18 protein-coding genes and 1 pseudogene are annotated in these 21,474 nt (G+C 73.1%); 7 read left to right on the top strand and 12 right to left on the bottom strand.

Going from position 1 to position 21,474, the window contains the following annotated elements:
• Positions 1–92: 92 nt before the first annotated feature.
• Genes BM242_RS24745 through BM242_RS24735 form a run of 3 tightly spaced genes read right to left on the bottom strand, consistent with a single transcriptional unit; the run spans position 93 to position 2,284 of the window.
• Positions 93–494 carry an aminoglycoside phosphotransferase/kinase family protein gene (locus BM242_RS24745; protein WP_342747005.1) on the bottom strand — a complete coding sequence of 134 codons (402 nt, stop codon included), beginning with the start codon at positions 492–494 and terminating at the stop codon, positions 93–95.
• 57 nt (positions 495–551) lie between these two features.
• On the bottom strand, positions 552–2,039 hold the full coding sequence (locus BM242_RS24740) for a transporter substrate-binding domain-containing protein (protein WP_175541566.1): 1,488 nt from the start codon (positions 2,037–2,039) through the stop codon (positions 552–554).
• 8 nt (positions 2,040–2,047) lie between these two features.
• Positions 2,048–2,284, bottom strand: coding sequence for a hypothetical protein (locus tag BM242_RS24735; protein WP_139238436.1), 237 nt, complete (start codon positions 2,282–2,284; stop codon positions 2,048–2,050).
• A 543-nt stretch (positions 2,285–2,827) separates the two neighbouring features.
• On the opposite strand from BM242_RS24735, the gene BM242_RS24730 reads away from it, so the two are divergent.
• On the top strand, positions 2,828–4,012 hold the full coding sequence (locus BM242_RS24730; RefSeq protein ID WP_093841151.1) for a helix-turn-helix domain-containing protein: 1,185 nt from the start codon (positions 2,828–2,830) through the stop codon (positions 4,010–4,012).
• 397 nt (positions 4,013–4,409) lie between these two features.
• On the opposite strand, the pseudogene BM242_RS24725 reads toward BM242_RS24730, so the two are convergent.
• Positions 4,410–4,970: pseudogene (locus tag BM242_RS24725) on the bottom strand (serine/threonine-protein kinase); the annotation flags it as partial.
• 86 nt (positions 4,971–5,056) lie between these two features.
• A complete protein-coding gene (locus tag BM242_RS24720; RefSeq protein WP_093841149.1) occupies positions 5,057–6,061 on the bottom strand; it encodes an HhH-GPD family protein in 1,005 nt (334 codons plus the stop codon).
• 193 nt (positions 6,062–6,254) lie between these two features.
• On the opposite strand from BM242_RS24720, the gene BM242_RS29665 reads away from it, so the two are divergent.
• A complete protein-coding gene (locus BM242_RS29665; protein ID WP_175541565.1) occupies positions 6,255–7,145 on the top strand; it encodes a hypothetical protein in 891 nt (296 codons plus the stop codon).
• Positions 7,146–7,178: 33 nt separating this feature from the next.
• Here BM242_RS29665 and disA read toward each other — a convergent pair whose 3' ends face one another.
• Both disA and radA read right to left on the bottom strand, forming a co-directional pair.
• Positions 7,179–8,291 (bottom strand): DNA integrity scanning diadenylate cyclase DisA, encoded by a 1,113-nt coding sequence (gene disA / locus BM242_RS24710; protein WP_093841147.1) that lies wholly within the window; start codon positions 8,289–8,291, stop codon positions 7,179–7,181.
• 39 nt (positions 8,292–8,330) lie between these two features.
• A complete protein-coding gene (gene radA / locus BM242_RS24705; protein ID WP_093841146.1) occupies positions 8,331–9,758 on the bottom strand; it encodes a DNA repair protein RadA in 1,428 nt (475 codons plus the stop codon).
• 179 nt (positions 9,759–9,937) lie between these two features.
• Between radA and BM242_RS24700 the strand changes: the two genes are divergently transcribed.
• Entirely contained in the window at positions 9,938–11,704 is a 1,767-nt protein-coding gene (locus BM242_RS24700; RefSeq protein ID WP_139238435.1) for a BACON domain-containing protein, read from the top strand.
• A gap of 14 nt (positions 11,705–11,718) precedes the next feature.
• Here the strand turns inward: BM242_RS24700 and BM242_RS24695 are convergent, their stop codons facing one another.
• Positions 11,719–12,390, bottom strand: a complete 672-nt coding sequence (locus tag BM242_RS24695) for a TetR/AcrR family transcriptional regulator (RefSeq protein ID WP_093841144.1) — start codon at positions 12,388–12,390, stop codon at positions 11,719–11,721.
• Positions 12,387–13,196, bottom strand: a complete 810-nt coding sequence (locus BM242_RS24690) for a sugar phosphate isomerase/epimerase family protein (RefSeq protein WP_093841181.1) — start codon at positions 13,194–13,196, stop codon at positions 12,387–12,389. Before BM242_RS24690 ends, BM242_RS24695 begins: the two co-directional genes overlap by 4 nt.
• A 189-nt stretch (positions 13,197–13,385) precedes the next feature.
• Between BM242_RS24690 and BM242_RS24685 the strand changes: the two genes are divergently transcribed.
• Complete coding sequence (locus tag BM242_RS24685) at positions 13,386–14,192, top strand: ABC transporter ATP-binding protein (RefSeq protein ID WP_093841143.1); 807 nt, start codon at positions 13,386–13,388, stop codon at positions 14,190–14,192.
• Positions 14,193–14,275: 83 nt separating this feature from the next.
• A complete protein-coding gene (locus BM242_RS24680) occupies positions 14,276–15,022 on the top strand; it encodes an ABC transporter permease (RefSeq protein WP_093841180.1) in 747 nt (248 codons plus the stop codon).
• Between the two features lie 96 nt (positions 15,023–15,118).
• Here BM242_RS24680 and BM242_RS24675 read toward each other — a convergent pair whose 3' ends face one another.
• On the bottom strand, positions 15,119–16,057 hold the full coding sequence (locus tag BM242_RS24675) for a Ppx/GppA family phosphatase (protein ID WP_093841142.1): 939 nt from the start codon (positions 16,055–16,057) through the stop codon (positions 15,119–15,121).
• A 158-nt stretch (positions 16,058–16,215) separates the two neighbouring features.
• On the opposite strand from BM242_RS24675, the gene BM242_RS24670 reads away from it, so the two are divergent.
• Together BM242_RS24670 and ilvD are read left to right on the top strand one after the other, a co-directional pair.
• Positions 16,216–17,076, top strand: coding sequence for a DUF3109 family protein (locus BM242_RS24670; RefSeq protein ID WP_093841141.1), 861 nt, complete (start codon positions 16,216–16,218; stop codon positions 17,074–17,076).
• 136 nt (positions 17,077–17,212) lie between these two features.
• Positions 17,213–19,057, top strand: a complete 1,845-nt coding sequence (gene ilvD / locus BM242_RS24665; protein ID WP_093841140.1) for a dihydroxy-acid dehydratase — start codon at positions 17,213–17,215, stop codon at positions 19,055–19,057.
• 233 nt (positions 19,058–19,290) lie between these two features.
• Here the strand turns inward: ilvD and BM242_RS24660 are convergent, their stop codons facing one another.
• A complete protein-coding gene (locus tag BM242_RS24660) occupies positions 19,291–19,878 on the bottom strand; it encodes an HD domain-containing protein (protein ID WP_093841139.1) in 588 nt (195 codons plus the stop codon).
• 14 nt (positions 19,879–19,892) lie between these two features.
• Positions 19,893–20,987, bottom strand: coding sequence for a helix-turn-helix domain-containing protein (locus BM242_RS24655; protein WP_093841138.1), 1,095 nt, complete (start codon positions 20,985–20,987; stop codon positions 19,893–19,895).
• Between the last annotated feature and the right edge of the window lie 487 nt (positions 20,988–21,474).

Below are 21,474 nucleotides of genomic sequence, written 5' to 3'. Positions count from 1 at the left end.
GCTGGCGATCGCTGCCGGAAACGGTGCTCCGATGCGGTGAGGGCGGGCGGAAACACCTCAGCGTAGGGGGGGTCACGCTCTGCGAGGGAAGTTCAGCTGTCCAGCAGGGCGCGGGTCCGGGCGATGATCTCGCTGCCCTCCATGGGCATCAGCCGCTGCCAGCGGGCACCGGCGGGCGGTACGAAGTCGGCCACCGTGTCGTGGAACTCCCGGATCAGCCGCCCCACCCGGGCCAGCCCCGGCGAGTTCCCGACGAGCGCAGAACGGCCGGGCCAGATCACCGTGCCGGGCGCGAAGCTCAGCACCTCCCGACCGCGCTCGTCGATCCCCAGCGGGCGCGGCGCTCCCCGGAAGCCGACCGCGTGCAGATGCGCCAGCAGCGCGTGCACCGCCGGAGTCCACGGCCCGGCCGGCCGTCGCACCGTCTCCCCGGCCCGCACCACCCCGGCACTGACATTCCCCCCGGTCAACGGCTGCTCCTCGGTATCCGCCATGCCGTCAGTATCAGCCGCCCCCATGCCGGGGAGCACTTCGGGCGGACGGCGGCAGCCTCAGCCGCGGTCCGGGCCGGGGGCGGCGGGGGTGAAGCCGGTGCCGCCGAAGTTCTGGTCGATGTAGCGGTCCCAGGAGCCGTCGGCGACCATCGCGGCCAGGGCCTCGTCGATGAGGTCCCACAGATCCGGGCGGTTCTTCCGGACGCCGATGCCGTACTGGCCCTCGAAGTATCTGGGCTCGGCCAGCTCGAACATTCCCTGGTACTCGGGCTGGGCGGCGTATCCGGCCAGCAGGGCGTCATCGGCGGTGACCGCGTCCACCTCGCCGTTGGCCAGGGCTTGCAGGCACTCGCCGTAGGAGGCGGCGTCGTGCAGGGTGGCGCCGCTCGCCACGGTGTCGCGCAGCCGCCGGGCGCCTGTGGTGCCGGTGACCGAGCACAGGATCCTGCCGCTGAGCGGGGAAACGTCGTCGACCACATCGCCTCTGCGCACCAGGATGCCCTGCGCCACATGCAGATACGGGCCGGCGAAGTCGATCACTTCCTGCCGGGCGTCGGTGATGGTGTAGTTGGCGACCACGAAGTCCGCCTCGCCGGCCTGCAGCATGCTCTCCCGCCGGGCCGGTGTGGCCTCCACCCACTCGATGCCGGCGGCGTCCACGCCGAGCGATTCGGCGATGTAGGTGGCGACATCCACATCGAAACCGGAGAGCGTCCCGTCGGCCGCGTTCTGCATGCCCAGTCCCGGCTGGTCGAACTTCACCCCGATGGTGAGGGTTTCGTACCCCCAGGCGGGCGCGGTGTCCTGGGTCTCCTGGGTCTCCTCGGTCTCCTCGGCGCCGTCCGGCGGACTGTCGGTGCCGGTGGGCCGGCCGCCGCCGGGGTCCTCGGGGGAGTCGGGCAGCAGCCACCACACGGCCGCGGCCGTCACGGTGGCGGCGGCCACGCCGAGCCCGGCCAGGACGGCCGTCCTGGCCGCGCTTCGCCGGCCGGGCGCCGGCACGGCCGAACGGGTGGGCGCGGCGTGCAGCGGTGCGGGCGGTGCGGGCGGGGGGTCGGGCACGGTGGGGGAAGGGGCCGGCGGCGGCGTGGCCGGGGCGCCGGCCGGGGCGCCGGTTCCCGGGCCGGCGGCGCGGGTGGCCAGGTCGAGGACGTCGGGGACGGTGGGGCGGTCGGCGGGGTTCTTGGCCAGGCAGCGGGTGATGAGGCCGTGCAGGGGCGCGGGGAGGTGGCCGAGGTCCGGTTCCTCGTGGACGGTGCGGTAGGCGACCATCATGTCGTTGGGTTCCGCGGTGGGGTCCGCGGGCTCGAACGGACCGCGGCCGGTGAGGGCGTAGGCGAGGACCGCGCCGAGGGCGAAGACATCGGTGGCGGGGGAGACGGCGCCATTGCCGGTGAGCTGCTCCGCCCACATCTCCACCGACAACGACTCCTCCGCGCTTTCCGGCGACCGCCCGCCGCACTCCAGGCACTCAGCCAGGAACACCGCCCGGGGAATCCCCGGCGCATCCTCCAGCGTCAGTGTCCAGTCAGCCGACTTGATCACGGCCCGACTCATCCCAGCACCCCCCGACGCGAACGCTGGTTGGCGACCGCCACCTGAACACTCAGCGACTCCCGCTCACCCAGCACCACCACATCAACCGGGTCGATGTCCCGTTCCCGCCCGCCGTTCAACGGACGCGCCTGCCAGCGACCGGCGATCTTGTCCATCACCTCAAGCAGGCGGCCGGTCGCCTTCTCGCGCACGACCACACCTACCGCCAGTTCCGGCGTCTGCTGACCACTCACCGACGACCACCCCGCCGACGAGCACCGATGACCCGAAGACGCGCTTCCTGCAACAGACCCAGCCGCCGCAGGAAACGACGCTGCGTCGTCCACTGACCGCCACGGCCCCGCACCGGCGCCAACGTCACCAACCGACCCCGGACAGCCACAATCACACCCACCTGCCGGGAGTAACCGTCCTGCACCACCCGCCCGACACGCACCCACGCACTCACGGCCGCACCACCCAACGGTGGGACACCCACTCCGTCAGGCCGGAAACCGGCCACCTGCCCACCGGCCCGGAAACCCGGACGCTACTGTTCATCGTGCTGACGCTCCTTCCAGCGTTGGCCACGCCCCCGGACCCGGCACGGTCGCGGGGGTTCTTCCTACGGCGACGCCCAATCGATGCCAGCTACAAGCTGTGTGATCACGCGCCTACTGCCAGTTAACCCAGGTTGGCCAACATCGACTTGCACAGAGCTTGCACAAATCAGGCCGGTCCCTGCCGGAGGGTGCGACCATGGACGTAACGACGTTCTCGTGACGGGAGACTGAGTCATGGTCACCAAGCCACTTGCTCCGGGCGCCAACGTTGCGCGACTGCGGAAAGAGCGAGGGTGGTCACAGGCCAAGTTGGCTCGGAAGGCAGGGGTGTCCCTGTCCTTGCTCAGCAAGGTCGAGGTGGGAGACCGCACCCTCACACCTTCAGCGGCCGCTTCTCTCGGGCACGCGATGGGCGTGTCTATGGCAGACATTCTTGGCCCCGCGCCCCTCACACCCTCCGATGAATCCATTATGGAGAATCTCCGCAATGCCATGCGGGACTATGACCTTCCTCAAATGGAAGCACCGCCGGAAGGTGAAGTAGATGCCGAAATCGCGCAGGTGAATATTCTGCGTGATAACGTCAATCTCTCTGAGCTGATGCCTATTCTCCCCCCACTGCTCAGGAAGGCGACCGCTCTTGCTGTTACCCTAAACGACGCCCATAGTTGGACCGCGTTGGCAGAGGTGTATAGCGCAATCTACTGGCTGGCAGCCCGGCATCGCTGGATGGATCTGGCAGAAGTCGCCGTTTCACGTGAACGATGGGCCTCGGAGCAGAAGCGCAATCCGCTCAGCGAAGCCGTTGCGGCTCGCGATCGAGCCGGTACTTACCTCAATTTCGGCGACGTCGAGAACGGGCTAATCCTAATCGACCGGGCAATTGCCTCTGCCGAGAGCCGACTTTCCGGTGACGAACGGGACCTTGCCGTTGGCATCCTCAACCTCCGCGGAATGACGCTCGCTGGAAGGCTCACGGATGACAAGGAGGCGAAGCGTGAGGCCAACCGTCACATCGCGTCCGCCCTCCAGCTATCCGCACGGTTCAACGAGGAACACAGGATTCAGGGATGCATTTTCGGCCCTAAGAACACCTTCGTTCATCACCTTGCCACTCTCACCGACCTGCGGCAGCAACGCGAGGCCCTAAAGCTGACGGAGGACTTGGATTCAGCCATGAGTGGTCTTCCGCCAACACGGGTAGCTCCCACGTACATCACAGCGGCACGCGCTCACTTGGATGTGCATAACATGGAGTCCGCACTCCAGAACCTGCAAAAAGCGTGGGACACGGCTCCGCAATTGGCTCGCATCCATCCAATGTGGCAAGAGGTACTGCGCGTAGCCGATTCCAGGCACAAGCGCAGTAATCCCCGCCTTAATCGCCTACTCAAGCTTTCCGGCATCGCAGCTAAATAGGCCCTTACTGCGCACCCCCAACTCGCCGGATTCACGCTACGCCCGGCTGCCTCTTTCCTGCCAGCGGATACGGTGGCCGGTCTAGGTCACCGCCAGACCCCGACCGCCGGGCCGTACGTGTCAAGCAAGATGGCCAGCTGCGGGAGGGGGGAGCCGTCCCCCAAGGAGCCACCTCTGACGAAAGCCGCAGGCGGCTGCGACCCGGTGCCCAGGGGCGCGGGACACCGGGCAGCCAGCGGACGACAGGGCCAGGACACACCGGGCAGCGCGCACCGCTTCGCGGCCTGCCAGCGGCGCCAACGACGTCACGCCAGCTCCAGACCGTCAGGGCTACTCAGCCAGCGCCGACCGCAGCCAGCCAGGCCGCTGAGCGGCGTACCCTTTACCAACTTTTGACCGGCGCCATGTAGGAGGGGGTGCCGACCAGGCCGCCGGTCCGGGTCAGGCGCCGGCTTTCGGTCAGGGCGCGGGAAATGCCGAAGTCGATGACCCGGGCGCCGTCGTCGGCGAGGATGACGTTGCCGGGTTTGAGGTCGCGGTGCACGATGCCCTGGCGGTGGATGTCGTGGAGGGCGTCGGCGAGCTGGGCCGCCAGGCGGGCGACGTCGGGGGCGGGCAGCGGGCCGGTGCGGCGGACGCGGTCGGCGAGCGAGCCGCCGGGGATGTAGGCGGTGGCCAGCCACGGCGTCCCGGCCTCCGGGTCGGCGTCCACCACCGGGGCGGTGAAGGCGCCGCCGACCTTGCGGGCGGCTGCCACCTCACGGCGGAAGCGGTCGCGGAAGTCGGGGTCCCCGGCGTGTTCCGGGCGGATGACCTTCAGCGCGACCTGCCGCCCCGAGGGGCTGCGCGCCAGATAGACCTCCCCCATGCCGCCGGCGCCCAGCCGCCGCACCGGTGTGTACGGGCCGATCCGGCCCGGGAGTTCACCGCCGCCGCCGTTTCCCGCCCCGCTCACCATGCCGCCCCCTCCGATGCCCGGCGGCAGGCTACCGCAGTGCGGGAGGGGGCGGTGGCCCGGCGGGCGGGACCGCGGGCGGTGACCGGTCAGGCGCCGGGGAGGCGGAAGCGGCCGTCGGGGAGGCGTTCCACCAGGCCGTCGGCGAGGAGGCCGTTGAGGGCGCGCAGCCGCTGCACCGGGTCGCGCCATGCCTGGTCCAGCACTGCGGGCGGGACCGGCGCCAGGGACTCCCGGAGCACCGCCAGCAGCTTGCCCCGCACCTGGCGGTCGGTGCCCGCGTAGGTCTGCACCCGGCGCGGCGGGCCCTCGTGCTCCGGCGCGCCCGCCCGCTGCCAGGCGCACTGCCGCGCGATGGGGCAGGTGCCGCAGCGCGGGGTGCGCGCGGTGCAGACCAGCGCGCCCAGCTCCATGGTGGCGGCGGCCCAGCGGGCCGCGGTGCCGGGGTCCTCCGGCAGCAGCATCCGGGCCAGCTTCCGCTCCGCGGCCGTGGTGGCGTTGGGCGGGTACTGACTGCCGGTCACGGCGCGGGCGAACACGCGGCGGACGTTGGTGTCCAGCACCGCGTGCCGCTGGCCGTAGGCGAACGACGCCACCGCCGCCGCCGTGTACTCGCCGACGCCGGGGAGCGCCAGCAGGTGGTGGTGGTCCTTGGGCACATCCCCGCCGTGCCGTTCCGCTATGGCCGCTGCCGCGCCGTGCAGCCGCAGCGCCCGCCGCGGATAGCCCAGCCGCCCCCAGGCCCGCACCGCCTCGCCCGGGGACTCGGCGGCCAGATCGGCCGGGCGCGGCCAGCGTCTCAGCCATTCCTCATAGACCGGGAGCACCCGGCTCACCGGTGTCTGCTGGAGCATGAACTCGCTGACCATGACCCCCCACGCCCCGGCTTCCGGGCGTCGCCAGGGCAGGTCACGGGCGTTGGCGTCGAACCACTCGACGACCGGGCCGTGCAGCTCCTCGGGGCTCGGGGCCCCGGCCGGGACGGTCTCGGTGGTCCCGGCCGGGCGGGCAGGGCCGGCGCTGTCGCCGGGGGCGGCGGGAGCGGGCTCGGCGCCGCGCTCGGGGGCACTGGTGGGGGCACTGGTGGCAGTCATCGCATCGATCCTGGCACGGGCGGCGGGTGCGGAGAAACGGTCCGCGCCGTGACGCGGCACGGTGCCCCACGAAAGAGGGGATGTGCCGTGACGGGCGGCCGGCCGGGGGTCCGGGGGACCGTTGCGCAGTCGCAATGCGGTGGCTTGCCCGGGCTCTCGGGGCAATTGGCGTGCGGCATCGTAGAGTTTCCGCGTGGGATCTCTGCGCAGGCCGGTCGGGCCGCTCCCGGCATCCATCTACTGGCGGCGGCGAACCGTGGTGTTGCTGCTGCTGGTGCTGCTGGGCGTACTCGTCTTCTGGGCGCTGCGCACCACCGCGGGCAACGGCGGGGACCAGGAGCCGTCCGGGCGGGACGACAACGCGGGCGGCGGGCCCGCCGAGTCCATCACCCCGGGGCCGACCGGCACCGAGTCCGTGATCGACACCCGGCCCGGCGGCCGGGACGAGACCACCGGCGGCACCGCAGACGAGACCGGAGACGGCGCCGAGAGCGGCGGGGCGGACGGGCAGGACGGCGGCGACGGAGGGGCGGACGGGCAGGACGGGCAGGACGGGCAGGACGGCGCGGAGGGTGACGCGGGCGGTACCGCCGCCGGGCAGAGCGGCGGCGGTGAGGGCATTTCGGTACCGGTGGGCAGCCTGCCGGACTGCCGGCAGAGCCAGGTGCGGATCTCGGTGCGGAGCGATGAGCCCGAGTACCCCCCTCAGTCCCGGCCCGAGCTGCTGGTCACCGCCGAGAACACCTCGGGGACGGACTGCCGGATCGACCTCGGCCACCGGGCGGTGACCATAGAGCTGGCGTTCACCGGGGGCGACGACGAGGAGCAGGTCTGGACGTCCCAGGAGTGCCCGGCCGGCCCGGCCTCGGTGGTCAGGGCCGTGGCCCGGGGGTCGTCGGTCACCCACTCGGTGATCTGGGACCGCCGCTATTCGGCCGCGGCGGACGAGGGTTCCGGGGACTGCCGGAGCACCAAGGAACGGCCGCCGGCACCGGCCGGCACCTATCTGATGGATGTGGCCGTCGACCTCGGCGGCGACGCGACCGGCACCGCACAGTCGGTCTTCACCCTGAGCGAAGACTGAGACGCGCCCGCACCGCCGGCGGCGCGGGGCGCGTCAGACGTAGCGTTCCAGGATGGAGGACTCGGCCAGCCGGGACAGGCCCTCGCGGACCGAGCGGGCCCTGGTCTCGCCCACGCCGTCCACCGCCTGGAGATCGTCCACGCTGGCGGCCAGCAGCTTCTGCAGCCCGCCGAAGTGGTCCACCAGCCGGTCGATGACCGCGCCGGGCAGCCGCGGCACCTTGGCCAGCAGCCGGAAACCGCGCGGCGAGACCGCGCTGTCCAGCGTCTCGGGGGAGGAGCTGTAGCCGATGGCCCGGGCCACCATGGCCAGCTCCAGCAGCTCCGGATGGCTCAGCTCGTCCAGATCGCCCAGGGCCGTGCTCACCTTGCGGGAGCGCTTGCCGCCCGGGGTCTCCGGCAGATAGTCCCGCACCACGAGCTGGCGCTCCGGCTCCACACCGGCGATCAGCTCGTCGAGCTGGAGCGAGAGCAGCCGCCCGTCGGTGCCCAGCTCCACCACGTACTCGGCGATCTCGGCGGCGATCCGGCGCACCATCTCCAGCCGCTGCGCCACCGCCGCCACATCGCGGACCGTCACCAGATCCTCGATCTCCAGGGCGGAGAGCGTGCCCGTGACCTCGTCCAGCCGCAGCTTGTACCGCTCCAGGGTGGCCAGCGCCTGGTTGGCCCGGGAGAGGATGGCGCCGGAATCCTCCAGCACCCGCCGCTGCCCGTCCACATAGAGGGCGATCAGCCGCATCGACTGGCTGACCGAGACCACCGGGAAGCCGGTCTGGATGGACACCCGCTGCGCGGTGCGGTGCCGGGTGCCGGTCTCCTCGGTCTCGATTCCGGCGTCCGGGACGAGCTGCACCCCGGCCCGGACGATCTTGGTGATGTCCTTGTCCAGCACCACGGCCCCGTCCAGCTTGCACAGCTCGCGCAGCCGGGTCGCGGTGAACTCGACATCCAGCACGAAACCGCCGGAGCAGAGCGACTCGACCGTACGGTCGAAGCCCAGCACGAGCAGCCCGCCGGTGTTTCCCCGGAGCACCCGCTCCAGGCCGTCCCGCAGATGCGTGCCCGGGGCGACGGCGCTCAGCGCGGCACGCAGCTTCTCCGATCCGGCTCTTCCGGGCCCTGCTGATCGGTCGCCGCCTGCCATGCACTCCTCCGGTGATGGTTGTTCCCGTGCGGCATGAGTCTACCGGCGGGACTCGTTGGCAGGCTCGGGCTCTGTGCGTGCTCGTGGCGCGCGGCTGCGGCGCGGTGCGGAAGGAAGGACCCGGAGCGCCTCTCCTATGTCCGCCACCTCCAGCACCCGCATACCGGGCGGTACGTCCCCGGAATCGGCCGGGACCAGGGCGTGGGTGAAGCCGAGCCGGTGCGCCTCGGCGAGCCGCCGCTGCACCCCGGTGACCCGGCGGACCTCCCCGGCCAGGCCCACCTCGCCGACCGCCACCAGATTCTTGGGCAGCGGTATGTCGCCCGCGGCGCTGGCCAGGGACAGGGCGATGGCCAGATCGGCGGCGGGCTCGCCGAGCCGGACCCCGCCCACGGTGGCGGTGTAGATGTCGTTCTTGCCCAGGGCGCTGATCTGCCCGCGCTGCTCCAGCACCGCGAGGATCATGGAGACCCGGGAGGTCTCCAGGCCGGAGGTGGTGCGCCGGGGGGAGGGGATCTGGCTGTCCACGGTGAGCGCCTGCACCTCGGCGACCAGCGGCCGGCGGCCCTCCAGGGTGACCGTCAGACAGGTGCCGGGCACCGGCTCGGCACGCCGGGTGAGGAACAGGCCGGAGGGGTCGGCGAGCGAGGTGATGCCCTCGTCGTGCAGCTCGAAGCAGCCGACCTCGTCGGTCGCGCCGTAGCGGTTCTTCACCCCGCGGACCAGGCGCAGCCGGGCATGGCGGTCGCCCTCGAAGTGCAGCACCACGTCCACCAGATGCTCCAGCAGGCGGGGGCCGGCGATGGCGCCGTCCTTGGTGACATGGCCGACCAGGATGGTGGACATGGCGCGCTCCTTGGAGGCGCGGATCAGCGCGCCCGCCACCTCCCGCACCTGGGCCATCCCGCCGGGGGCGCCGTCCACCTCAGGGGAGGCCACGGTCTGCACCGAATCCATGATCAGCAGGGCGGGCCGGACCGCGTCGAGCTGGGCCAGGATGGCGGACAGATCCGTCTCGGCGGCGAGAAAGAGATGGTCGTCGAGGGCGCCGATGCGGTCGGCGCGCAGCCGCACCTGGCCGGCCGATTCCTCGCCGGTGACATAGAGGGTGGGGCGCTGCGCGGAGGCCGCCTTGGCGGCGACGTCCAGCAGCAGGGTGGACTTGCCGACGCCGGGCTCGCCGGCCAGCAGGGCCACGGCGCCGGGCACCAGCCCGCCGCCGAGCACCCGGTCCAGCTCGGGCACACCGGTGGAGCGGGCGGCGACCTGCCGGCCGTCCACCTGCCCGATGGGCAGGGCGGGGTTGACCACCCGGGCGGCGGCGGTGGTCCTGACGGCGGGCGCGCCGCCGACCTCCTCGACCGTGCCCCACGCGTGGCATTCGGGGCAGCGGCCGAGCCACTTGGCGGTGGACCAGCCGCACTCGGTGCACCGGTAGGACGGACGATCGGACTTGCTGCGGGCCATGCGGGAGAACCTACCCGCCCGCACTGACAGCCGGGCCGGGACAGCCGGGCCGTCACGGCCGCGGTCCGCGGCGGCCGGGTCAAGGGCAGGGACGGTACCGACGGGGTGAGGTCACCCATTAGGGGGAACCTTCCGGTGCCGGCGGGAGTGCGCGCGCCCGCTGCCCCTACGGTCGCGTGGTGACCACCACCAGCCGCGAGCGAACCAGGACGACCACCGCGCGCCGGGCCGTCGGGCACGCCCGGGATGCCGTGCCGGCCCCCGTTCCGGGCCGGGCCCCGAAGGAGCGGCAAGAGCCCCCCGCCGCGTACGAAGACGCCTGTCTGGACGGGCTGTTCACCTACTGCCTGTCCGTGATGTGCGAGCATGACGCCGCCGTCGCCGCGCTGGGCGAGGCGCTGGCGGTGGCCGAGCGGCAGCACGCGCGTGGCCGACGGCCGCGCGATCCGGAGCTGCGCCGTCCCTGGCTCTACGCGCTGGCGCGCTGGGCCTGTCTGCGCCGGCTCACCGCCCTCCGGCAGCGGGAGCAGGAGCGGGAGCGGGAGCGCGCCGGCGGCGTCGCCCGGTCCACCTCCGCGCCCCCTGCCGCGCCGGTGCCCGCCCCGGTGCCGCGCGCCGCCGGGCCGTCGGCCGAGCAGCGGCGCCGCGAACTGGCCGCGCTCGCCTGGCCGGAGGCCGCCGGGACCACCCCGGAGCAGCGCGAGGCCCTGGAGCTGGCGGTGCGTCACCATCTCTCCCCGCGCCAGGTCGCCGAGGTGCTGCGGCTGCCCGTCGAGGCCGCACACTCCCTGCTGACCTCCGCCGCCTGCGAGGTGGAACGCACCCGGGGCGCGCTGGCCGCGATCGAGGCCGCGGTCTGCCCCGCGCTCGCCGGTCTGACCGGCGAGGACCGGCTGCTGCTCGCCCCCGGGCTGCGCCGCGAACTCGTCCGGCACGTGGACGAGTGCCGCGCCTGCCGCCGTATCGCGCAGCGCGTGGCGGCCGGCTGGCCGGGCACCTCGGCGTCGTCCGGCTCCGGCCGGCTGACGGTGCTTGCCGCGCCGCGCCGGGCGGTGGCGGCGGCGCGGCTGGGGGCGCTCCGCACTCGCGCGCGCCCCATGCCGCGCTTCGACCGGTCCGGCTTCCCGGTGGACGAGCGGGAGCGCGCGGCCCGCCGCGAGCGGCTGCGCAGCCGTGCCATGACCACCACCGTGGTGGCCACCGTGCTGGCCGCGCCGGTGCTGGCGTTCTGGGCGGCCTACCGGAACGCGCCGTCTCCCGGGGAGGCGGCCGGCGACGGCTCCCCGGCGTCCTCCTCCGGGGACATCCCGCTGGGCCGGGGCGACGAGCTGGACCCGGACCCGGGCCGCGCCGGGGGCCCGGGCGGCGGCGCGGAGCCGACGGCGGGGCAGGAGACGGGCGCCCCGCGGCACACCCCCGACACCGCTGCGGCCGGAGAGCTGCCGTCCGCGGCGGCGGACGCCCGGGAGCGGGGCGGGCAGGCCGCGTCCCGGGAGCGGACCGGCACCGGGACCGCCGGCCGGCCGGGCCGAGAGGACCCGGGCGGCGGGACGGGGCACGGGCCGGGCCGGCTGACGATCGAGGCGGTGCCCACCGCGGCGGGCACCGAGATCACCCTCACCGCCTCGGGTGGCTCGGCCGTGCGGTGGACGGCCACCTCGGACGCCGACTGGCTGCGCCCGAGCGTCACCTCCGGCACCCTGCGGCCGGGCGAGCGCGTCACCGTGCTGGTCACCGTGGACCGCTCCCGGGAGCCGGCCGGGGCCTGGCGCGGGCGGATCACCATCGGCCCCTCGGGCGGAGTGATCACCATCGAGGGCCGGGGCGACGAACCGCAGCCCGAGCCCGGCCCGGAACCGGAGCCCGAGCCCGCGCCGGAACCCGAGCCCGAGCCCGAGCCCGAGCCGGAGCCCGGACCCGAGCCGGAACCCGAGCCCGTTTCCTGAGCGCCTGAGCGGTGTCAGTGCTCCGGCGGCAGCGGGGGCGGGCCGCCGGCGAGGTGGAACTGCACCACCGGGGAGAGCCGGCGGATCAGATCCTCCGCCTCGGCGGAGGCGAGCGGCTCCGCCCGCAGCACATAGCGCAGCATCGCCACGCCCACCAACTGCGCCACGGCCAGCTCGATCCGGGTCTCGATGTCCGGGGCGGGCAGCCGCTGCGCCACCCGGCTCACCAGATTCTTGGTGATGAACTGCCGGAAGATCCGGGCGGCCGTCTGGTGGGTCACCACCGAGCGGATGATGGCCAGCAGCGGCTCGCGCGACGCCGGGTTCTCCCACACGGAGAAGAACAGCCGCGTCATCCGTTCCCCGATCTCCCGGGGGTCGCCCTCCGCGAGGACGGACGGTCCGGCCAGCACCGGAGCCGCGGCCTTTGCCACCGCCGCCTCGAAGACCTGCTCCTTGGTGCCGAAATAGTGGTGCACCAGCGCCGGGTCGACCTCGGCGCGGCGCGCGATGGCCCGCACCGACGCCTTGTCGTAGCCGTGGGCGGCGAAGGTCTCGCGGGCGGCGTCCAGAATCCGGTCCCGGGCGGCGGGGACGTCCGCGGCCGTCCGCCCGGCGCGCGGTGGCCGGCCGCGCCGCCGGGGCGTGGACGGCCCGGAGGACGGGGCGGGCGGGGGCGCCGTCATGCCGGCCTCCGCAGCAGGCCGGGACCGGCCGCCGGGGCGGCCAGATGGCGCCGGGTGAAGGCCAGCGCCTCGGCCAGGTCGGCCTCCCGCTCGGCCGAGGACATCGCCCGGCGGGTGTTGATCTCCAGCACCACATGCCCGTCGAAGCCGCCGGCCGCCACCCGCCGGAGCAGCTCGGCGCACGGCTGGCTGCCGCGGCCCGGCACCAGATGCTCGTCCTTGCCCGAGTCGGTGCCGTCCCCGATATGCAGGTGCGCCAGCCGGTCACCCATGCGTTCGGCCATGGCCAGCGGGTCGCTGTGCGAGGTGGCGGTGTGCGACACATCGAGGGTGAAGTGCCGGTAGTCCTCCTGGGTCGGGTCCCAGCCGGGGGCGTACGCCTGCATGGCACGCCGCCGGTAGCGCCAGGGGTACATGTTCTCCACCGCGAACCGGATGTCGGTCTCCTCTCCCATCCGCCGCAGGCCGGGCACGAAGTCGCGGGCGTAGCCGCGCTGCCAGCGGAACGGCGGATGCACCACCACGGTGGAGGCGCCGAGCCGTTCCGCGGCGAGGCGCGAGAGTTCGAGCTTGCGCCACGGGTCGGTGGACCACACCCGCTGGGTGATCAGCAGACACGGGGCGTGCACCGCGAGCACCGGGATGCCGTGCCGGTCCGAGAGCCGGCCCAGCACGGCGGGGTCCTGGCTGACCGGGTCGGTCCAGACCATCACCTCCACGCCGTCATAGCCCAGCCGGGCGGCCGTCTCGAAGGCCGAGGCCGTGGATTCGGGGTACACGGAAGCCGTCGACAAAGCGACTTTCAGCCTGCGTGCCCCCTGCCCGGCCCGGGCGGACCGCACTGATCCATGACCTGCCACGCGCCCCAGCGTACGGGGCGGCGCGGGCGCACAGCGTGCCGACCGCGGGCGGGCGGCGGGCGGGCGGCAGGCGCGACGGGGCCGGCCGGCGGTTCCGGCTTGACGTCCGGGAGGGCCGGGAGCAATATTCAACACATGATGAATTTTTCCTCCGGGTCCCCTTCCGGGGCCCGCTCCGAGGCCGGACCCGATGCGCCGCCCGGCCCGGCGATACGAGCCGAGGGCCTCTCGGTGATCCGCGGCGGCCGGAAGGTCGTGCGGGAGATCGGCCTGACCGTCGGCCGTGCCACCCTCACCGGCCTGCTCGGCCCCTCCGGCTGCGGCAAGACCACCCTGATGCGGTCCATCGTCGGCGCCCAGGCCCAGGTCAGCGGGGAGCTGGAGGTGCTGGGCCGGCCGGCCGGCAGCGCCGCCCTGCGGCACCGCATCGGCTATGTCACCCAGGCGCCCTCCGTCTACACCGACCTCACCGCCCGGCAGAACCTGGAGTACTTCGGCGCCGTGCTGGGCATCCCGCGCGCCGGGCTGCCCGCCGCCGTGGACCGGGCACTGCGCGACGTCGACCTCTCCTCGCACGCCGACGCGCTGACCGCCAATCTCTCCGGCGGACAGCTCTCCCGGGTCTCGCTCGCCGTGGCGCTGCTCGGCGACCCCGAGCTGCTGGTGCTGGACGAGCCCACCGTCGGCCTCGACCCGGTGCTCCGCCGCGACCTGTGGAACCTCTTCCACAGGCTGGCGTCCGGCGGCGTCACCCTGCTGGTCTCCTCGCATGTGATGGACGAGGCCGACCGCTGCCAGGAACTGCTGCTGATGCGCGAGGGCCGCATTCTCGCCCAGGGCACCCCGGCCGCGCTGCGCGAGCGGACCGGCTCGGCAACCGTGGAGGACGCCTTCCTCCGCCTGATCGACTCCGCCCGCGAAGCCGAGGAGGCCCGCCCGTGAACGCGACCGACGCCGCAGGCACCGGAACCGGCACCGGCGCCGGGACCGGCACCCCGGCCGGCCACGGCCCGCGCCGCCGCCCGGTGCGCGCCGTCAACCCGGTGATCACCCTGGCCACCGCCCGCCGGGTGCTGCGCCAGTTGTCCCACGACCGCCGGACGGTGGCGCTGATGCTGCTCGTCCCGGTGTTCCTGCTGGTGCTGCTCTACTACGTCTTCGACGCCGACGAGCGGATGTTCAGCTCCACCGGCGCCTCGCTGCTGGGCATCTTCCCGCTGATCACCATGTTTCTGGTGACCTCCATCGCCACCCTGCGGGAGCGCACCTCGGGCACCCTGGAACGCCTGATGACCATGCCGTTCGGCAAGGCGGACCTGATCCTGGGCTATGCCGTCGCCTTCGGGGTCTTCGCCGTGGCACAGGCCGTCCTGGCCACCGCGGTGGCGATCTGGCCGCTCGGCCTGGAGACCACCGGCTCACCCTGGCTGCTGCTGGTGATCGCGGTGATGGACGCGCTGCTCGGCACCGCCCTGGGCCTGTTCGTCTCCGCCTTCGCCTCCTCCGAGTTCCAGGCGGTGCAGTTCATGCCGGCCGTGGTGCTGCCGCAGATCCTGCTGTGCGGCCTGTTCGTGCCGCGCGAGCAGATGAACGGGGTACTGGAGTGGATCTCCGGCCTGCTGCCGATGTCCTATGCGGTGGACGCCATGCAGGAGGTGGTCACCGAGACCGGGGTCACCGGTAGCTATGTGCGCGATCTGGTGATCGTCGCCGCGTTCGCGCTGGCCATGCTGCTGGTCGGCGCCGCCACGCTGCGCCGCCGCACTCCCTGAGGGCCGCGGCGCCGGAAGGCCGCGGCGCCGCTGTGTCCCTGCGCCGCCCGGACCCGTCCGCGCACCGTGCCCGGCCCCGCCCGGCCCCGCCCGGGCTCAGTCGTGGCCGTTGCGCATCTGGTCCAGGCGGCGCAGGATCACGCCCTCGCGCAGCGCCCACGGACAGATCTCCAGCTCCGGCACCCCGAACAGATCCAGGGCGGCCTCCGCCACCACCGCGCCCGCCAGCAACTGCCGGGCCCGGCCCTCCGACACCCCCGGCAGCCCGGCACGCTCCCGCTCCGGCATCACCGTCAGCTTGGGGCCCCACTCGCGCAGGGCCTGGCGCCCCAGCAGCCGCCGCGCGTACAGGCCCTCCGAACTCGGCGCCGCCCCGGTCAGCCGGGCCAGCTGCCGGAAGGTCTTGGAGGTGCCCACCACCCGGTCCGGCTTGCCCAGCCGATTGAACTCCCCGACCACCCGCGCCATCTGCGAGCGCACATCGCGGCGCAGCGCCCGCACATCCGCCGGGTCCGGCGGATCGCCCGGCAGCCGGCCGTTGGTCAGCCGCCCGGCGCCCAGCGGCAGCGAGACCGCGGCGTCCGGCGCCTCGTCCAGGCCGTAGGCGATCTCCAGCGAGCCGCCGCCGATGTCGAACAGCAGCAGCCGGCCGGCCGACCAGCCCAGCCAGCGGCGGGCGGCCAGAAACGTCAGCCGCGCCTCGTCCTCGCCGGAGAGCACCTGGAGCTCGATGCCGGTCTCCTCCGCCACCCGGGCCAGCACCCGGTCGGCGTTGGTGGCCTCCCGCACCGCCGAGGTGGCGAAGGGGAGCAGTTCGGCCACCCCCTGGTCCTCGGCCACCTCCAGCGCCGACTCGATGGTCTGTGCCAGGCGGTCCACGCCGTCCGGGCCGATCGCTCCGTCGCCGTCCAGCAGCTCGGCCAGCCGGAGCTCGGCCTTGTGGGAGTACGCCGGCAGCGGGCGCGCACCCCGGTGCGCGTCCACCACCAGCAGGTGGACCGTATTCGATCCCACGTCCAGAACACCGAGTCTCATGGGCGCTCACGCTACCGTGGCCGTCTACGCTGGGCGGTGTGGCTGAGACGAACGGGACAAAGCGGGAACACCGGTCCGGCAAAGATCCGGTCAAACCCGCGGGCGGCCCCCCGGCGGGACCGGCGGCGGAACCGGCGGCGGAGCAGGGCGGGCGGACGGTGTGGCAGCTCGACGGCGCCCGCCGCCGGGCCGCCGGGCACGAGGTGGCCCTGGACTTCCCCCGCGCCTGGGTCGAGTTCCCGGACCCCGCCGACCCGGACCAGATCTTCCGCTGCGACCTGACCTGGCTCACCTCCCGCTGGCAGTGCGTCTTCGGCAACGGCTGCGAGGGCATCCACGCCGGACGGGCGAGCGACGGCTGCTGCACCCTCGGCGCGCACTTCACCGACACCGACGACGAGCAGCGGGTCGCCGGCCACGCCGCCCGCCTCACCCCGGACATCTGGCAGCACCACGCGGCCGGCCACCGCGGCAAGCGATGGGGCGACGGCTGGACGGAGCGGAACGCCGACGGCGAGCGCCAGACCAGGCGCATCAAGGGCGCCTGCGTCTTCCTCAACCGGCCCGGCTTCCCCGGCGGCGAGGGCTGCGCCCTGCACATCCTGGCCCGGCAGGAGGGGCGCGAACCCCTGGAGACCAAGCCGGACGTGTGCTGGCAACTGCCGCTGCGCCGCTCCTACGAGTGGATCGAGCAGCCGGACGGCGAGCAGGTGCTGTACGTCACCATCGGCGAGTACGACCGGCGCGGCTGGGGGCCGGGCGGGCACGATCTGCACTGGTGGTGCACGGGCGCCCCGGCCGCGCACACCGCCGTCGAGCCGCTGTACCTCAGCTACCGGCCGGAACTGGTCGAGCTCATGGGCAAGGCCGCCTACGACGTGCTCGCCGAACTCTGCGAGACCCGTCTCGCCGCCGCCCCGGCCGCTCCCCCCGCTCCTCCCGCCGCCCCGGGCGCGGCCCCGGCCGGCACCCGGCTGCTCCCGCTGCTCGCCCCGCACCCCGCCGACCCGGTGGCCTGAACCGGCGCCCCGGCGCGCGCCCCGGCTTGTGCGCCGGTCGGCTCACGGTCTCGCCATCCGGTATTCGCCGTCCCATCCCCCGGGCAAGGGCGTACGCTCGGAAGACGCAGCCGTCCACCTCCAGGAGACCGGAATCATGGCGACACTGAGGTCCCGAACCGTCACCCACGGGCGCAACATGGCGGGCGCCCGGGCTCTCCTCCGCGCCGCCGGTGTAGCGCGGGAGGACTTCGGCAAGCCGATCATCGCGGTGGCCAACAGCTTCACCGAGTTCGTCCCCGGTCACACCCACCTCCAGCCGGTGGGCCGGATCGTCTCCGACGCCATCAAGGCGGCCGGCGGCGTGCCCCGCGAGTTCAACACCATCGCCGTGGACGACGGCATCGCCATGGGCCACGGCGGGATGCTGTACTCCCTGCCCTCCCGGGACCTGATCGCCGACTCCGTCGAGTACATGGCCGAGGCGCACTGCGCCGACGCCCTGGTCTGCATCTCCAACTGCGACAAGATCACCCCCGGCATGCTGATGGCCGCCCTGCGGCTCAACATCCCGGTGGTCTTCGTCTCCGGCGGCCCCATGGAGGCCGGCAAGACCACGCTGGTCGACGGCACCGTCCGCTCCAACCTCGACCTGATCAGCGCCATGTCCGAGGCGGTCAGCGAGACCACCTCCGACGAGGACCTGGCCCGGATCGAGGAGGCCGCCTGCCCCACCTGCGGCTCCTGCTCCGGCATGTTCACCGCCAACTCCATGAACTGCCTGGTGGAGGCCCTCGGCCTGGCCCTGCCCGGCAACGGCTCGGTGCTCGCCACCCACACCGCCCGCCGCGCCCTCTACGAGGAGGCCGGCCGGGCCGTGGTCGCGATCACCCGCCGCTACTACGAGCAGGACGACGCCTCCGTCCTGCCCCGCAACATCGCCTCCCGGGCCGCCTTCGAGAACGCCATGGCGCTGGACGTGGCCATGGGCGGCTCCACCAACACCGTGCTGCATCTGCTGGCCGCCGCCCAGGAGGCGGAGCTCGGCTTCGGCCTGACCGACATCGACGCCGTCTCCCGCCGGGTGCCCTGCGTGTGCAAGGTGGCGCCCAACGGCACCTATCACATGGAGGACGTGCACCGGGCCGGCGGCATCCCCGCCATCCTGGGCGAACTGCACCGGGCCGGCCTGCTCAACGAGGACGTGTCCAGCGTGCACGCCTCCTCGCTGGAGGAATGGCTCAAGAACTGGGACATCCGCGGCGGCTCCGCCTCCCCGCAGGCCGTGGAACTCTTCCACGCCGCGCCCGGCTGCCGCCGCTCCGCCGAGGCGTTCTCCCAGTCCGAGCGCTGGGAGTCGCTGGACACCGACGCGGCCGGCGGCTGCATCCGCGACGCCGCCCACGCCTACTCCGCCGACGGCGGCCTGGCCGTGCTGCGCGGCAACCTCGCCGAGGACGGCTGTGTGGTGAAGACCGCCGGCGTGGACGAGTCCATCTGGACCTTCACCGGCCCCGCCGTCGTCGTCGAGTCCCAGGAGGAGGCGGTCGACGCGATCCTCACCAAGCGGGTCAAGGAGGGCGATGTGGTGGTCGTCCGCTACGAGGGCCCGCGCGGCGGCCCGGGCATGCAGGAGATGCTCTACCCGACCGCCTTCCTCAAGGGCCGGGGCCTGGGCGCCAAGTGCGCCCTGGTCACCGACGGCCGCTTCTCCGGCGGCACCTCCGGCCTGTCCATCGGCCATGTCTCCCCCGAGGCGGCGGCCGGCGGCACCATCGCGCTGGTCCGGGACGGCGACCTGATCTCCATCGACATCCCGAACCGCACCATCGAGCTCAAGGTGGACGAGGCCACCCTGGCCGCCCGCCGGGAGGCGCTGAACGGCCGCTACGCCCCGGCCGCCCGCGACCGCAAGGTGTCCCTCGCGCTGCGCGCCTACGCCGCCATGGCCACCAGCGCGGACAAGGGCGCCGTCCGCGACATCACCCAGCTGGAGAACTGACCGCGCCCGCCGGGGGCGGCCCGCCGCCGCCCCCGGCCGCCCCACCGCCCGTCTCCTCCGGCACCCCTCGCGCGCCGTTCCGTTCCGCAGACCGACACACGGCGGGTGTGGACCTCAGCCCTCGATGCCGGATGCCTGACGCAGATCGGCCAACTGCGCACCTCCCACAGGGGCCGAGCGCGGCGGGCAACATGTGCCCGCCGCGCTCGGCTGCGTTCTGCGACCGGTGGCTGTCAGCGGAGGTAGGTCTGCTGCCACTCCACCGAGGTCATCGTCAGCGCCGCCTCGGCGAGGGCCTGAGCGGAGGCGGTCTTGAGGCTGTTCTTGCTGGTGTCGATCCAGTTCTGGACGTTCTGGTGCCCCTGCTCGCGGTACTCGACGGCCTGGAGGAGGCATTCGAGCTTGTCCGCGTCGTGGGCGACCGTGACCTCCAGGCCGTGGCCGTTCTCGTACTCGTCCACCACCCGCTGCACGCCGGCCGCGACGTCCGGGTGGGCGTCGGCGAGCTGGTCACGGGTGACCTCCTCGTTGGAGGCGGCGGTCAGGTAACGGCGGCCGATGTGCGGGATGTCGCCGACCCGGGTCTCCTGGGTGTCGTGGAACAGACACATCAGCGCGACCTGGGCCGGGTCCGCGCCCTCCATCATGGCCAGCACCGCGCCGATGACGCCCACCCGGAAGGAGTGCTCCGCGATGCTCTCCGGGTCCTTGACCCCGGCGATCCACCAGCCGGACCGCTTGGCCCGCTTCAGCATCCCCATCTCCCTCAGGAATCCGGCCGTTCCCCGGGCCGCCGCGGTGTCACCGGAGTGCTCAGTCATCAGTTCAGGTCCTCTCAACTGCGGTTCTGCAGACGGTAATGCACCGCACCGAGCTCACGTCGGGAACGGGCGGAGATCCGGCCGCCGTCCAGCAGCCGCTGGACACGGAGATCGAGTTCGCCGACGAGCGACGGCACGGCTTGCGGGAGCCAGGAGTGAGCGTGCAGCAGCGCCCACAGGGAGTGGACATACAGGTCGATGTACCCGGGTGCCTCGTGCAGGCCCGCAACGAGGAGACGCAGCAGGGTGATCGGGTCCCAGACCGGATCGCGGTCGGGCATGAACCGGTCGTCGGCCTGGGGGGCGGGAACGGCTCCGAGCCAGTAGGCCCAGTAGTTGAGATTTGCAGCCTCGCCCGCGTCGTCGTCGACGAGGGCACGGTCGATGAAGTCGATCAGTGGCTGTGGGTCGCCCTGCCGGGCCAGCGCCGTGGCGGTGGACCGGGCTTCCGGCCAGTGCGGTGACCATCCACGGAGCGAGAGCACTCCACGGTGGCCGTGCAGGGTGTGGATCGTCCAGGCCGAACCGCCCGGGCCACGGTCGTAGGAGGCCAGGTACAGGGCTTGGCGGCGGAGCAGGGCGGCGCTGTCGCCAGCCCGGTGGGCGGCCTCGGTCGTCTCCCGCAGGTTCGAGAAGAAGGCGTTCTTCTCCGCCGCCGTCAGGACAGGTCCCGGCGGGACGGCACCGCGACGCCGCTGCGACGGCAATGTGGGCAGCGTTCGCGGCGGAGTCCCGTTCAAGGCCCACGCGATCATGTGTGCGGTGGCCCGGGTGTGCACCCACACCGCAAGCGGGTGGTCCCCTGGGCTTGCGCCGGGAGGGTCAAGCGTGGAGGTGATGACGCGGTCGGCGTCCATGGCCGCGTCCATGAGGTGCACCAAGGCAGGGTCGGCCCCGATTGCCGGTAACCGCCGTCGCAGGTCCAGCAACGCCCCGGCCTTCATGTTCATCAGGGGGCGTCGGCCGGACTCCCAGCCCTGGACGGTCGCTAGGTCCACGCCGAGCCGCTCGGCGAGGCCGGACTGCGTCGCCGGGATGCTCTCCCGTGCCAGCCGCAGCACATAGCCGGTGATGGTTCCCCCTGCGCGTTTCCGGTTCACCGGGCTCATCAGCAACCCCTGTCATCTCGCGTGACAGAACACGTACTCACAGTCAGTTCCAGTGCATCCGGAGTGCTCCTACGGTCATAACCGGTAACCACGCGGCCACGCCAGCAGTCCGGTTGAGGCCGCAGGTTCCCTCGAACGAGCGTCGTTTCCATTGGGCCGCCCGGTGCTTGAGCGCCCCGATTCCCTCCCGGAGTACAGAGATGCCCCACCCGATGACGCAAGCCGACCGTCCTCCCGACCTGCACGAGGTGCACCGGGACGTAGCTCTCGCCCTGCCCCTGGCCCGCCACAGACGCTGCCACGGGGAGCTCGCGGCAGCACTCCGCCGGCGCCTTCGCGGCTACGCCCTGGTCCTGAAGCCCGACGCCCGCCGTCTCGCTGCTCTCCAGCCGGGAACAGCGAAACGGGCCGGGATTCAGACGACCGTCCGCCAGGCTGTGGACATCGCACGGGCCTCGACCGGACACGACGCGGCTCACTCAATCGC

Origin of the sequence: Streptomyces aidingensis (assembly GCF_900112355.1) — a bacterium.
GTDB lineage: Bacteria > Actinomycetota > Actinomycetes > Streptomycetales > Streptomycetaceae > Streptomyces > Streptomyces aidingensis.
Note: the sequence above shows the minus strand (reverse complement) of the source record. Positions and strands in the feature narration are given on the sequence as shown.

What these genes read in the sequence shown, in the direction of transcription:
- BM242_RS24745 (WP_342747005.1), bottom strand. Translation starts at nt 494, where the DNA reads ATGGCGGATACCGAGGAGCAGCCGTTGACCGGGGGGAATGTCAGTGCC.
- BM242_RS24730 (WP_093841151.1), top strand. Translation starts at nt 2,828, where the DNA reads ATGGTCACCAAGCCACTTGCTCCGGGCGCCAACGTTGCGCGACTGCGG.
- BM242_RS24720 (WP_093841149.1), bottom strand. Translation starts at nt 6,061, where the DNA reads ATGACTGCCACCAGTGCCCCCACCAGTGCCCCCGAGCGCGGCGCCGAG.
- disA (WP_093841147.1), bottom strand. Translation starts at nt 8,291, where the DNA reads ATGGCAGGCGGCGACCGATCAGCAGGGCCCGGAAGAGCCGGATCGGAG.
- radA (WP_093841146.1), bottom strand. Translation starts at nt 9,758, where the DNA reads ATGGCCCGCAGCAAGTCCGATCGTCCGTCCTACCGGTGCACCGAGTGC.
- BM242_RS24695 (WP_093841144.1), bottom strand. Translation starts at nt 12,390, where the DNA reads ATGACGGCGCCCCCGCCCGCCCCGTCCTCCGGGCCGTCCACGCCCCGG.
- BM242_RS24685 (WP_093841143.1), top strand. Translation starts at nt 13,386, where the DNA reads ATGATGAATTTTTCCTCCGGGTCCCCTTCCGGGGCCCGCTCCGAGGCC.
- BM242_RS24675 (WP_093841142.1), bottom strand. Translation starts at nt 16,057, where the DNA reads ATGAGACTCGGTGTTCTGGACGTGGGATCGAATACGGTCCACCTGCTG.
- ilvD (WP_093841140.1), top strand. Translation starts at nt 17,213, where the DNA reads ATGGCGACACTGAGGTCCCGAACCGTCACCCACGGGCGCAACATGGCG.
- BM242_RS24660 (WP_093841139.1), bottom strand. Translation starts at nt 19,878, where the DNA reads ATGACTGAGCACTCCGGTGACACCGCGGCGGCCCGGGGAACGGCCGGA.
- BM242_RS24655 (WP_093841138.1), bottom strand. Translation starts at nt 20,987, where the DNA reads ATGAGCCCGGTGAACCGGAAACGCGCAGGGGGAACCATCACCGGCTAT.